We start from the raw sequence: 13,018 nt of genomic DNA on the forward strand, positions 1-13,018 counted from the left end.
GTGCTGGACCAATGGGAGATAAGGAAACTATTGAAGCAGCACTTTTTGCTGCAGGATGTGCACTTGATGTAGACATTCTTCGCAAGCTTGTCAACAAATCTAAAAAGCAGGTACTTCTCATCATGCATGAATTGCTTGAGGATTACACGAGCCGTGAGAGTGGTATAGAACTACTGGACCTTGGGGAACGTTATGTCATGCAGGTCAAACCTTCATATACAGACCTTGTGCGACCTGTGGCTCCCAAGGAATTGAGTGCTCCCATGCTGCGTACTTTGTCCATGATAGCCTATCATCAGCCACTGATACAGTCAGAGCTTGTTGATATGAGGGGCAATTCCGCTTATGATCACATACGTGAGCTCAAGGAAAGGGGTCTTGTTGAGGCTATTCCGCATGGCAGGACAAAATTGCTTCGCACAACTCCTGTGTTTGCTGATTATTTCGGTCTGGAGTCCAATGATCCTGATCTGGTCAAAAAGAAGATCATTGCCCTCTCCCGTCAGGAAAGCGGTCAGAGTGGTCTGAACAAATGGCTGGGGCGTAGATTTGTGGGTGTCACTCCCATGTATCAATCGCTAATGGATATGTGCGGCATCAGGGATTATAAGGTCATAAATGCCTATGATCCGACCGAGGAAGAACTTGATGAGCTTGAGGATGTCTATAAGCTGGTGATTTCCAGGGGATATGCAGAGCGTGTAGGCAAGTATTATGATGGAGAGATAATTGAGGTGAGTTCAACCACATTCGATGACCTAATAGATGCCATCAAGCAGCTTGAGAATATCTCTGAACCTGATAAGGTGGAGCATGCGCTTGCATCTATTGGTGATATGAAGGAGAGGTACGTTTCAAAGGCTCTTGTTATCAGCAAAAAAGTAAAACCTGCAACAGATATGGTTGCACGTATTGCCAGTGACCTGCGCCTTGGCATATCGGCAGATGGTGTGGTAATAGCTCCTGATTATGGCCAGTCCAGTGAGGGTGTTGATGTGGGTGAGGGTGCGGATATTCTGGTGCCGACCCACAGAAATCTTGACGCTGATCTCATTGACAGGGTTTGCAGTAAGTATGACGCGATAATCGATGGGCTGAAAAAACTTGATAATTGATCTGTCAGTGTATTGATATGCACTGTCTTCTATTTTTATTAAATTCTACGAAATCAATCTATTTTTTTAGGAAGATATATAAATAAGAGGGTATAAGTTTATATACTCAATTGCAGAATATAAGTCCGCTTTAAATACGAGGATTATACCATGTCAGATTACAATATTAAGATTGAAAATGTAGTAGCATCTACCAAGCTTGCAGAAGAGTTCGATCTTACCAAAATCGAGGCTGAATTCGAGGGTGCTGAATATAATAAGCAGAAATTCCCGGGACTTGTATATCGTGTTACAGATCCCAAGGCAGCATTTTTGGTCTTCACGTCTGGAAAAGTGGTATGCACAGGTGCAAAGAACGTTGCTGATGTCCACACAGTCATAGGTAATATGGCTAAGAAGCTCAATGGCATCGGAATCAAGACAATAAAGGATCCTGAGATCACAGTACAGAACATCGTTGCCTCTGCAGATCTCAAGGCTGTACTGAACCTTAATGCAATTGCAATAGGTCTTGGTCTTGAGAACATCGAATATGAACCAGAACAGTTCCCTGGTCTTGTATATCGTATCGATGACCCAAAGGTAGTAGTTCTTATTTTCAGCTCAGGAAAGCTTGTTGTCACAGGCGGAAAATCCCCTGAGAACTGCGAACAGGGTGTCGAGGTAGTAAGGCAGCAACTTGACAGCATGGGCTTACTGTAAACCTCCCCCCCTTTCTTTTATTATTAAATGACAAACGAAAATGTCTGTATCCTGTTACCGACCCTAAATGAAGAGGCAACCATAGGGCAGGTAATCAGGGATTTCAGATCTGAAGGCTTTGACAATATACTGGTCATTGATGGCAATAGCAAGGATCAGACCCGCGAAATTGCAAAGGCTGAGGGTGCCAGAGTAGTTGTTCAGACCGGCAAAGGCAAAGGGCAGGCTATAAAACAGTCTTTTGACCTGATCGAGGAAGATTACATCGTAATGGCAGATGGCGATGGTACTAATCTTGCCAGTGATGTACATACTGTTCTTTCCCCTGTTCTGGAAGGCAAAGCTGACCATGTAATGGGTAACAGGCTTGTTAATTATGAAAAGGGTGCATTTACCCGGCTCAATCTTATCGGAAATAAGGTGATAAACAAGATGTTCGGCCTTGCTTATGGTCTGTGGCTGAATGATATACTTACCGGATATAGGGCATTTAACAAAAAGGCAATAAAGTCTCTGGAGCTTAAAAAGTTAGGATTTGAGATCGAATCCGAGATGACTATCGAAAGCGTCAAGAAAGATCTCAGGATATTGGAAGTCCCTACCACCTATCTTGCAAGGCATTCAGAGGGCGCTACCAAACTTAACCCACTGAAAGATGGTTTTAGAATTGGAGCTACCATTTACAAAATGGCAAAAATACATAATCCCCTGTTCTATTTTGGCATACTCGGGGGAATCTTTATAGCAGCGGGTTTGTTCACTGGTACTTTCGTAGTTGTTCAGTGGTTCCAGGGTGTGACGCGCATACCTATGGCCATACTCACTACTCTTCTGATCCTGGCAGGTTTCCAGATGTTCGTTTTCGGAATCATGAGCGACCTTATGGTTTCCATTCACAGGGAGAATATGCGTTTTCTCAGGAAATTATCTGAAGATAAAGATAAACTCTGATCATTTCATTTTTCAGGTTTTCTCTTTTCAGTCAAAACAAGGTAAAATGTTTTGATAAGATGTCATATTGAATTGATATGTGTTGCATTAATTTTCAGCTTAATTTCTTATATATGTTTTTATGCAGCCGTATGATGCCTTTTTCTTATGTACTATTTCGTATTGTTGGTTTATTTTTCCAGCACATTGTTCACTAATAAAGTTAAGTTGAATTAATCTAAAGTTAGTTTTTTGAAAAATCTTATATATAATTCCGCTTTTGTAAGATACATCAAACATTGAGGAATTAAACATGGCAATTTTACAAGATGCACAAAACGGAAAAATCACTGAAGAAATGAAGATCGTAGCAGCTGATGAGGGTGTAAGCCCAGAGTTCATCATGCGCGGTCTTGCAGCAGGTAGGATCGTTATACCTACTTCCCCATACAGAGACGTTAAACTCTGTGGTATTGGTGAAGGTCTTAGGACAAAGGTAAACGCATCCATCGGTGCATCTTCAGATATCGTTGATGTAGACATGGAAATCCAGAAAGCACAGGCTGCACAGAAAGCAGGTGCAGACACACTCATGGAACTGGGAACTGGTGGCGACTTCCTTGACATCAGAAAGAAGGTGTGTGACGCTATTGACCTTTCCGTAGGCTCAGTACCACTCTACCAGGCATTCATCACAGCTGCAAGAAGAGACGGTTCAATCGTCCACATGACAGAAGATGACCTGTGGAGTGCAACCGAAGAGCAGGCAAAGCTCGGTACTAACTTCATGGCTATCCACACAGGTATCAACCAGGTAACTCTCGACAGACTCAAGTTCCAGGGCAGATTCGGTGGACTTTGCTCCCGTGGCGGTGCTTTCATGAGTACATGGATGCTCCACAACGAGAAGGAAAACCCATTGTTCGAACAGGTAGACTACCTTATTGAGATCCTTAAGGAACACGATGTTACCCTTTCAACAGGTAATGGAATGCGCGCAGGTGCAATCGCCGATGCAACCGACAGGGCACAGGTACAGGAGCTCATCATCAACGCTGAAGTTGCAGAGAAGGCACACCAGGCAGGCGTTCAGGCAATCGTAGAAGGTCCAGGTCACGTACCACTCGATATGGTTGAGACCAACGTCAAGCTCATGAAGGCAATGAGCAACAACAAGCCATTCTACATGCTCGGTCCACTCGTATCAGATATCGGCGCAGGCCGTGACCACATCGTAACAGCTATCGGAGCATCAACTGCTGCAGCAGCAGGTTGTGACTTCCTCTGTTATGTAACACCAGCAGAACACCTTGCACTTCCAAACCTTGAAGATGTAATTGAAGGTGTCCAGACCTCAAAGATTGCAGCACACGTTGGTGACACAATTAAGAACAAGGCAAGTCGTGACGTTGATCTTGCAATGGGCAGAGCACGTGCAAAACTCGACTGGGAAGCACAGTACAAGCTTGCACTCGATCCAGAGCTTGCAAGGTGTGTCAGAGACAGCAGAGCACCAGGTGATGAAGACGCATGCACAATGTGCGGTGACTTCTGTGCTCTTAAGATCGTAAACGAAAGCTACGACCTTTGCAAGTAATGCCTTAGGCATTACTTCTTTATTCCTTTATTTTTACCTCCATCTATTTTTCGTGTCTATATTTTCTTCAATTTTAACTTCCTTTTCTGGCCAATATCTATTTTAGCTCATCAGGCAAATATCAAATTCATGGGCATAGTGACCTTGACGACTGACTTTGGATCTCTCTACCCCGCATCGATGAAAGGAGTGATCTTGAGCATTGATGAGAATGCAAAAATAGTCGATATAAGTCATTCAATTCCGCAGGCAGATATACGTGCAGCTGCTTTCGCTCTTTTCACAGTGGTGGAGTACTTCCCGAAGGGTACGGTACACATAGCTGTTGTGGATCCCGGTGTTGGTACGGACAGAAAAGCAATAGTCATTCATTCGGGTGGGCACTATTTTGTTGGACCTGACAACGGACTGATGATGCCTGCTGCCAGAAAGCTCGGCAAGATAGACGTTTTTGAGATAGGGCATGAAAGCTTGCCAGATGATATATCTGCAACCTTCCATGGTCGGGATGTCTTTGCAAGGGTAGGCGCGCACATTGTAAAAGGGCTGGATGTGCAAAAACTGGCTCATGGAACAGATGATTTTGTAGACCTTGCTTTTCATCATGCGCACGTATCAAATGATGTTGTCAGCGCAGAGGTACTCTACATCGATGATTTTGGAAATATTGTCATAAATGTTCCTGCTGAAGTCATAATGGGCATATCCTCATTTGGTACTACATTCGATCTGGACGGTATGGATGTCCCGTTCATGGACACATACGCCCGGACTGATCCTGGAAGCCTGCTATTTCTTGTAGGAAGTCATGGTTATCTGGAACTCGCAATCAACCAGGGTAATGCTGCACAAATGCTTGGCTTGCACAATGGGGCCCGAATGTCCATTACGCTCCCAATCATTGAAAAAAGTAAGTAGCTGAAATGCTGATGCCTTATTTTCTAATGAAAAGGAGGGTCAGGCATACGATTGCAAAAGCTGATATCAACAGACTGTTCTGCCCTGCACTCTCAGCTTCATCAGGACTTTCTGCGGCAACATCAGGTAAATCTTCCCTAACGTCTCCTATCAGCACTTTTCCGTTATTGATTTCAACCGGCAGGCTTGCACCGGCAGAGTTGCTGACTATCACATTGTTCAGTTCGATCTCAGATATTCCTGCCACATCTCCTGCACTGAACTCTATACTTGCAAAGGTTCCTGGTTCCAGTATTGTTTCCTTCCCCATTATGACTCCATATACATTCGTCACGATCCCCTGCTCATTATCTATATCGCCTTTTGAGAAAATGGTGCTTCCATCTCCCTGCTTTAAAAAAGAACCCTCGGATATTCCAGTCACGCTTATAAGTTCCGGATCATAGGAGAGCTGGAGTTCGGTCCCTGTTATTGCAAGATCAGATGTAATCGTAATCTCCAGGGTGAAAGCTCCGTTTTCATCAATCTGTAGCTTTTCAGGAGAAATGCTGATCACTGTCTCTGCGCTTGCGCCTGTGGCAAGCATGAATAAAGCCATAATTGAAAAAAGGAAAATAAGTGAATATTTCTTGTGTATGTCTTTTGTTTTCATGAAGGTGTGGCTCCATCCTTTTTATAAAAGTATGACGCCACCGTTATTATATTTATCTACTAATACATTTATGAAACTTTCACATCCACTCGTAGTGTTGCAGAACCTCTAGCTTGAAGTCATACATCAAGCTGTTTTCCACATATCCGAAGAAGAGACACTTCTGGCATTCATCCGCCATTTTTTTCCTCTCCTTTCTTGTTCTCTCCCATGCGTTTGCAATACCTTCACTGATATTCCCTATGGGCTTTCTGTGTACTCTGCAGTTCTCAATACTTCCGTCTGCGGCAACCCCCATGACTATCTCATTTCCATGGCAGGTGTAATTTGGTTTCAGGTCTTTCACCATTTGCAGGTATGTGAGGGAATTGATTATGGGGTAGCCTTCCTTTTTCATTTCGATGATCCGATCAACGGTGCTTTTGTATTTTTCAGCGTTCCGTATTCCCATCTCATCCCATACGTTCTTACCAATTCCGCCGAACTCGTACATTGGCTCAAAGGATATCTTCATATCCATCTCCTTTGCCATGTGGATGAGCTCTTCAATATCATCGAGATTTTTCCCGCTGATGACACAGTTCATTAGCAGTGGATTCTTGACCTGCTCCTTTGCCTTGATGATCCCTGGAAGTATCTTCTCAAGATCCACTCCCCTGATATCTTTGTAACTGCTTATGCCATCAACGGATACTGAAAGGTAATCAAGGTCCTCAAGCTCATCTATCCTCTTCTCCAGCAGAAGTCCGTTGGTGATAAGAGAGGTCATCATCCCTATGCTTTTTGCGTGTTTGAGTATAAGGGGCAGGTCTTCCCTTAGCAGAGGCTCGACCGTCCATGCATTATATACAAGTATCCCGAATTCCCTTGCCTCATCAAGCATTTTGAATATCTCTTCAAGTTCCATCTGGGGGCCGCTTTCCTTCCAGTACTCGCAGAAACTGCATTTCATATTGCACTTTGAGTTGATGGCATGGGATAGTACAAATGGCCGTTTTTTAATCTGCATTTGCCACAGGGCTCTGGCAGCAAGAATTGGTGAGAATTTTGTCATTATATTTGCTCAAAATAAGTTTGATTCGAGTATTACTTCTTAACTGATAAATGTTGAGCCTTGATTTTTCTGCGAATGAATTTTTTTGTACTTATATGTGCTGTATTACATTTTTTAAAAATTCTGTTTCGATATGTATATATATTTCTTAATCTGTATGCAATAGTGTTACAAAAGTTTAAATTCATAACACAATCATTGATATGTAATAAAAAAGGAGAAATTCGAATGCACATACCAGATTCATTTATGCCATTAGATCAGGCACTCATTTACTGGGTGATAGCTTTGCCCTTCATCTTCCTGTCTGTCAGGTGGGCAAGGAAAGAGTTAGACGATATGCAAATACCCATTCTGGCTGCACTTGCAGCAGGAATATTCGCAATACAGGCTCTAAATATACCAATAGGTCTGGGTACAAGCGGACACATGGTCGGAGCTGCGCTGGTGGCTATTATTTTTGGAAGTCCCATGGCAGGGGTTCTTGTGCTTACCCTGGTTCTAATTGTTCAGGGTTTTGTTTTCGGAGACGGTGGGATAACCGTGATGGGAGCCAATATCTTAAACATGGGTGTGATCTCTGGCTTTGTCGGATACTATAGTTTCGTGGCTTTGAGAAAGATCAACCTTGGCATCAAGTCAGCTTCCTTTATAGGCGCATGGCTTGGTCTTCTGGTATCAGCGCTTGCCACATCCCTGGAAATGAGCATTGCCGGTACTTTTCCACTGGTTGAAGGTCTTGTTGCCATGGGAACATTCCACTTGATCATAGGACTTGTTGGCGAAGGTCTCATCACTGCAATTGCAATCACTGCAATCCACAGATCAAGACCGGACCTTCTTGAGAATTCCTTTCTGAAACATGAATCTGCGGGGTCATCATCATGAGCGCGAACGCTATCAAGAGCTCAAACATGAAATTCCTTTATGCAGGTATTGCACTGGCTCTATTGATCTCGGTACTTGCTCCGTTCCTTGCATCATCTGATCCCGATGGGCTTGAAAGTGCGGCAGCAGGTGTGATAGAAGAGGCGAGATTTGCAGAGATGGAAGATGCTGCATCTGCTATTGAGTCCCCAATGCCTGATTATGCAATCGAAGGACAGGGTAAGGCCGGTGAAGTGCTGGCCATTGTTGCGGGGACGGCAATAGTTCTTGTACTGAGTCTTGTGCTTGGTAAAATTGTGAAAAAATAAGGGAAACTCTGTTTCTCCTTTCTTTTTTTAACTTTTAGCCGATAGGTCCCCTTTCGTAAGATGGGGGGTGAAAGGCTTACAGACTTCTTCTCGATAGAGAAAACAATGAAGCAAGAAGTCTTGTGCGTAAGTGTGGGATATTTCACAAAGGTAAAAGTATCGTTGTTATGAGGATAGTTGCTGTGAGCAATGAGAAAGCAATATCTGTTATTCTGAGTTTATTCTTGTGGATATAGATGTTTATCCCATCGTTCCCGTACCCTCTGCAAAGCATACTGATATAGGTTCTTTCTCCCTGCTCATAAGAGCGTATAAGAAGCGAACCTATGGTATATCCGATCTGTTCAAGTATCCATTTTCGTGGCGTGCTCTTGTTCCAGATATCAAAGAGCCGTGTTTTTTGTGCTACCCTAATGCGTTTTAGCACTATCCAGAACACAAAAAGGTACCTGACCATCATTGACAGGAGGAGAGTTATCTCCTTTGGTACTCCAAGGCGTCTTGCAGAAGCTACCATATCGTTCATCTTCATGGTGGATGAGAGCAATATGATGGCAGTTATACAGACTATATACTTTGCAAGAAGTGTTAATCCGAAGTATATCCCTTCGTATGTCATTGTAATTCCCAGTGGCAGATAAATTGGGTAAATGGTGAATGTATCAATAAATGGCTGCCTTACGAATGGCTGTATGAGGACCATGGCAAGCCCGAAGGGTAATACCGCAATGAATCTGATAAACAAATAGAGTGGATTCAGTCTTGCCAGCAATATCAACAATATCAGGTATATCTCGATGCTAAAAAGGCGGACAAAATTACTCTCCTCTATGCGAGGAAGGCTGACAGCAAAAACAATTATTGCAATGATGGCAAGTATTTTGACCCTACCATCCAGCCTGTGTACAGGGCTGTTTTTGTAGGATTCCCTCTCGATATCAGTAAGTGTGATCTCCATTTTCAGACCCTATCAGTCATTATATATGCCTATCCTATCAGGCGCAATATCTCATCCCTTGCATCTACAGGGGTGATCTTTATGTCTGTAATAATGCCTTTTTCCATGAGGAGCTCAAATACCTCGGCTATCCTTGGCATTCTGAGATGTGCATTTTCAAGTATTTCATGTTTTTTGAATATCTCTTTTGCAGTACCTTCTGCTTCAACTCTTCCATGGTGGATCACATAGACCCTGTCTGCAAAGAGGGGAACAATATCCACATCATGTGTGGAAAGGATCACCGTAATTCCAAGTTCTCGGTTCATATCCTCTATGACGTGCATGATCTTGCCTGCAGTGAAAGGGTCAAGTCCTGCAGTAGGTTCATCCAACACTACCACTTCAGGCTGCATGGCAAGTATTCCGGCAATGGCAACAAGCTTTTTCTGTCCTCCGCTGAGGTGATGGGGGGAGCGGTCCTCGAAACCTGATAGGTGTACAAGTTCAAGAGATTCTGATACTCTTCTCTTCACTTCCTCTTCAGGGAGTCCCATATTTATAGGCCCGAATGCAACATCCTGCTCCACGGTAGGTGCCAGTATCTGGTCATCTGGATTCTGAAAAACGATCCCGACAGTCTGCCGGACTTGTCTTATATTCTTTTTTGAGACACTCTTACCTTTCACAAGCACCTGTCCACTTGCTGGTTTCAGTATTCCGTTAAGGTGTCTGAAAAGAGTTGATTTCCCTGCCCCATTCGCACCCAGAATGGCTATCTTTTCCCCTGCATATATGCTGAGGCCGATGTTGTCAAGAGCTTTTGTCTTGCTGCTTGCATAGAAATAGGATACATCTTTCAGTTCTATGATCGGGTTATGGGGTGTCATGGAAACCAATTCGTTTTAATTAGCAGGTGTTCAATAATTAGTATAGCTGTTGTTCTACATAAGAATCCTGTTATATATACTTGTTTAGTGTTATCTTTTTCACAGGTTATCTTAATGTTTAAACCTTTCTTTTCATTTTTTAACCATTCAGAATATGTTGCAATATCTGCAATAAAGGGCACAAGAACCTATATCTAGTAACAGGTTAAACAATAAACTGATGTTCAAAAAACTTCGCAGGTATATCACGATTTTCAGGGTATTTTCAAAATATAATCTTTTCACTCTGTTGTACAGCGAAGTTAATCAGTATTATGTTTCCACTCAAAGGAATCCATGTGTTCTGGATGTCAAGAATCGTGATAAAGCAGTGAAGCTTCGAAAAGCCTTCGAAGAACTTGGACCTACATTCATAAAACTTGGGCAGATCTTGAGTAAAAGGCCGGATCTGGTTCCTGCCATTTATGTGGATGAATTGTCAAACCTGCAGGACAATGTCAATCCTCTTGGTTTTGATGAGATGAAGGTAGCTTTTGACGGACTCAGGTGTGTGCTTCCGGGAACTGAGTTCCAGTCAGGTAACTATGATTTTAATGTCCTGGACATATTTGATGAATTCAATGAAGAGCCCATAGCATGTGCTTCCATAGCTCAGGTATATGAAGCAGTGCTCGATGGGAATAAAGTTGCTGTAAAGATAACCCGGCCCAACCTTATAGATGTCATAAATCTTGATCTTGCAATACTGGAAGATCTCAAGTCCATCATTGTCAGGGTATTGGGCTTTGGGAGCAATTTCGACATAGATTCCTTCCTTTTTGAATTCAGGGATCTGCTAAGCAAGGAGATCGATCTTAGTAATGAGGCAAGGAATATCAAGCGTTTCCAGGAGAACTTTGCCGATGTGGATGAGGTGCATGTTCCCAATGTCCATGATGAATACTCCGGCGAAAATGTGCTGATCATGGATTATATGGAAGGAGTGACCATCAGGAAAATACCTGAGTTACCTGCTGAAAAAAAGAAATGGTATGCGAATATCATCAGTACAAGTTACCTGAAACAGGTATATATGGATGGTTTTTATCATGCGGATCCTCATAGTTCAAATATCCTGATACGGGAAGATGGGATAGCCTACATTGATTTTGGAGCTGTGGGAATCATTGACGATGAGCTTCGCAGGAATATGTTGAACCTTTTTTATGGTATTTACAAGAAAAAAATGGACATAGCTTTCGAGTCATTCCTGAAAATCACCGGTCTTAACAAGGAAGATGTGGATGTCCGCCGTTTCAAGATTGATCTTGATGATATAATATCCAAACAGAATTATTCTTCTGGTGAAAGGCAAAGCGATAATTATGCCACACTCGCTCTTAAATACAATCTTTCACTGCCAAGTGAGTTCTCGACCCTTGAAAGGGCACTGATACTCATCGAAGCAAATTGTCTTGAGCTTGATCCGAAGTTCAATCTTCTGGAGAATGCAAAGCCTGTTATCACCAAGGTTTTCATGAAGCGTTATTCTCCATTTGAGGCATTCGAGTATCTCCAGCTTGAAGGTGACCGATATCTGGAAATTATTAAAAATCTGCCACAAGGTGTCAACGATGTCATTGAGGTCATAAGAGGATACAGGATAGAGCGGCTTGAAGAGAAAACCAAGGAAATAAAGCACTATCGTGCAACGGAATCTGCCTTGAAATATGCTTTCCTTGCAGCTATACTGTTGTCATCAGCCTACATGGCAGTTAATGGAAGCGGTTCTTTACCTGCTCTGGGAGTTGCAGGTTTTATCAGTTCAATTTTGCTTTTCGGAATGATATTTGCAAGAAAGATCTAGATATAATTTCTATTTTTTTATTAATTGTAGCTAGTGTTCGGGTATGGATGTGGCATTAGTAATGTAATTGGGACAAATTTTAATACTGCAAAAGTCAAATATTATTTAGATAGATATTGTTGAATTTTAATATCCTTGGTCTGGGGGGCTGAAGATAAAATATAAAAAAGGTAACAATTTTGGATGGCTTCTGGGTGGGAAGCACTATGATTTTTTTGCAACGATACTTGGATTCGGTTCACCCTACTATGAACAGGTTGCATCTGAGCTTCCTCTGAAAAAAGGTATGTCTATCCTTGACCTGGGATGTGGTACAGAGTCTGTGGGTATAGCAATTGCCAGGCAGCTTAAAGGGGAGATTGATATTCATGGTATTGATCTTTCTGCAGTACAACTGGGCTATGCAGCAAAAAAAGCAGGTGGCGAAGGTTTTTCCTTTGATCTTTGCCAGGGTTCAATGGATATGTTGCCTTACGGGGATGCAAGTTTTGATATGGTGGTAACATCGGTAGCTTTTTGTGAAACAAGCGCTGAAGTACGTAAGGGTGCGATAAGCGAAACCGGAAGGGTGTTGAAAAAAGGAGACTTCTTTGCTCTGGTGGATTGTTCACGTCCAAGACTTGCATTCTCCAGTGTAATGATGCTTCCGTTCTTTATGTTCAAAGAAAATGGGGACAGCTGGAATAATCACTATCTGGAAATGTGTGAAGAAAATAATCTGAAATTAGTAAAAGACGTTTATTTGAAATCTTATGTAAGATGTCAAGTATTTGAAAAAATCTGAATTAAGTTAGAATTAGATTAGGATTAAAATAAGATAGGATGCTCGCCTGATGGCGAGCATGATGCAATCTTATCCGAAAAGTGCTCCGAGACCGGCCATTCCGCTCTCTTCCTGCTCTTCTTCTGCTTCTTCCTCAACGACTTCTTCTTCAGCTGCTGCTGCTGGTGCTGCTGCTGCTGCTGGTGCTGCTGCAACTGCTGCTGTTGCCATTGCGTCTTCGATGTCTACATCTTCAAGAGCTGCAACGAGTGCCTTTGCGCGTGCGTCGTTAACTTCTGTGCCTGCTGCCTGAAGTACTGAGACAACTGCTTCTTCTGTAATGTCTTTTCCTGCCTTGTGCAATAAAAGTGCTGCGTATATGTATTCCATGTGTAATCACCTTTTTGTGTTAAAGTAA

14 protein-coding genes are annotated in these 13,018 nt (G+C 42.7%); 9 read left to right on the forward strand and 5 right to left on the reverse strand.

Going from position 1 to position 13,018, the window contains the following annotated elements; genetic code table 11:
- Positions 1-11 precede the first annotated feature (11 nt).
- The 5 genes from scpB (at position 12) to V7O66_RS11800 (ending at position 5,262) form a co-directional block, all read left to right on the forward strand.
- A complete protein-coding gene (gene scpB / locus V7O66_RS11780) occupies positions 12-1,115 on the forward strand; it encodes an SMC-Scp complex subunit ScpB (protein WP_406660510.1) in 1,104 nt (367 codons plus the stop codon).
- A 150-nt stretch (positions 1,116-1,265) separates the two neighbouring features.
- The gene (locus tag V7O66_RS11785) at positions 1,266-1,817 is read left to right on the forward strand and encodes a TATA-box-binding protein (RefSeq protein ID WP_406660511.1); all 552 of its coding nucleotides are present in this window, start codon (positions 1,266-1,268) and stop codon (positions 1,815-1,817) included.
- 27 nt (positions 1,818-1,844) lie between these two features.
- The gene (gene aglJ, locus V7O66_RS11790) at positions 1,845-2,768 is read left to right on the forward strand and encodes an S-layer glycoprotein N-glycosyltransferase AglJ (protein WP_406660512.1); all 924 of its coding nucleotides are present in this window, start codon (positions 1,845-1,847) and stop codon (positions 2,766-2,768) included.
- A gap of 292 nt (positions 2,769-3,060) precedes the next feature.
- Positions 3,061-4,344: a phosphomethylpyrimidine synthase ThiC gene (gene thiC / locus V7O66_RS11795; RefSeq protein WP_406660513.1), complete on the forward strand. Its 1,284-nt coding sequence runs from the start codon at positions 3,061-3,063 to the stop codon at positions 4,342-4,344.
- 129 nt (positions 4,345-4,473) lie between these two features.
- The gene (locus V7O66_RS11800) at positions 4,474-5,262 is read left to right on the forward strand and encodes an S-adenosyl-l-methionine hydroxide adenosyltransferase family protein (RefSeq protein ID WP_406660514.1); all 789 of its coding nucleotides are present in this window, start codon (positions 4,474-4,476) and stop codon (positions 5,260-5,262) included.
- Positions 5,263-5,278: 16 nt separating this feature from the next.
- Here the strand turns inward: V7O66_RS11800 and V7O66_RS11805 are convergent, their stop codons facing one another.
- Positions 5,279-5,914, reverse strand: coding sequence for a cohesin domain-containing protein (locus tag V7O66_RS11805; protein ID WP_406660515.1), 636 nt, complete (start codon positions 5,912-5,914; stop codon positions 5,279-5,281).
- A 79-nt stretch (positions 5,915-5,993) separates the two neighbouring features.
- Positions 5,994-6,968 carry a radical SAM protein gene (locus V7O66_RS11810; protein ID WP_406660516.1) on the reverse strand — a complete coding sequence of 325 codons (975 nt, stop codon included), beginning with the start codon at positions 6,966-6,968 and terminating at the stop codon, positions 5,994-5,996.
- A 228-nt stretch (positions 6,969-7,196) separates the two neighbouring features.
- Here V7O66_RS11810 and cbiM point away from each other — a divergent pair, with 228 nt between their 5' ends.
- The gene (gene cbiM / locus V7O66_RS11815) at positions 7,197-7,856 is read left to right on the forward strand and encodes a cobalt transporter CbiM (RefSeq protein WP_406660518.1); all 660 of its coding nucleotides are present in this window, start codon (positions 7,197-7,199) and stop codon (positions 7,854-7,856) included.
- Positions 7,853-8,164, forward strand: a complete 312-nt coding sequence (locus tag V7O66_RS11820; protein WP_406660519.1) for a PDGLE domain-containing protein — start codon at positions 7,853-7,855, stop codon at positions 8,162-8,164. The genes cbiM and V7O66_RS11820 overlap by 4 nt, the downstream gene beginning before the upstream one ends.
- A 142-nt stretch (positions 8,165-8,306) precedes the next feature.
- On the opposite strand, the gene cbiQ is transcribed toward V7O66_RS11820, so the two are convergent.
- The gene (gene cbiQ, locus V7O66_RS11825) at positions 8,307-9,122 is read right to left on the reverse strand and encodes a cobalt ECF transporter T component CbiQ (RefSeq protein ID WP_406660520.1); all 816 of its coding nucleotides are present in this window, start codon (positions 9,120-9,122) and stop codon (positions 8,307-8,309) included.
- Positions 9,123-9,151: 29 nt separating this feature from the next.
- Positions 9,152-9,991 carry an energy-coupling factor ABC transporter ATP-binding protein gene (locus tag V7O66_RS11830; protein WP_406660521.1) on the reverse strand — a complete coding sequence of 280 codons (840 nt, stop codon included), beginning with the start codon at positions 9,989-9,991 and terminating at the stop codon, positions 9,152-9,154.
- A gap of 220 nt (positions 9,992-10,211) precedes the next feature.
- On the opposite strand from V7O66_RS11830, the gene V7O66_RS11835 reads away from it, so the two are divergent.
- Together V7O66_RS11835 and V7O66_RS11840 are read left to right on the forward strand one after the other, a co-directional pair.
- Entirely contained in the window at positions 10,212-11,837 is a 1,626-nt protein-coding gene (locus V7O66_RS11835; protein WP_406660522.1) for an ABC1 kinase family protein, read from the forward strand.
- A gap of 190 nt (positions 11,838-12,027) precedes the next feature.
- Positions 12,028-12,621 carry a class I SAM-dependent methyltransferase gene (locus tag V7O66_RS11840; RefSeq protein WP_406662647.1) on the forward strand — a complete coding sequence of 198 codons (594 nt, stop codon included), beginning with the start codon at positions 12,028-12,030 and terminating at the stop codon, positions 12,619-12,621.
- 69 nt (positions 12,622-12,690) lie between these two features.
- On the opposite strand, the gene rpl12p is transcribed toward V7O66_RS11840, so the two are convergent.
- Positions 12,691-12,990, reverse strand: coding sequence for a 50S ribosomal protein P1 (rpl12p, locus tag V7O66_RS11845; protein WP_406660523.1), 300 nt, complete (start codon positions 12,988-12,990; stop codon positions 12,691-12,693).
- Between the last annotated feature and the right edge of the window lie 28 nt (positions 12,991-13,018).

It is taken from the genome of Methanolobus sp. ZRKC3 (genome assembly GCF_045291275.1).
In the GTDB taxonomy this organism is placed as follows: Archaea; Halobacteriota; Methanosarcinia; order Methanosarcinales; family Methanosarcinaceae; genus Methanolobus.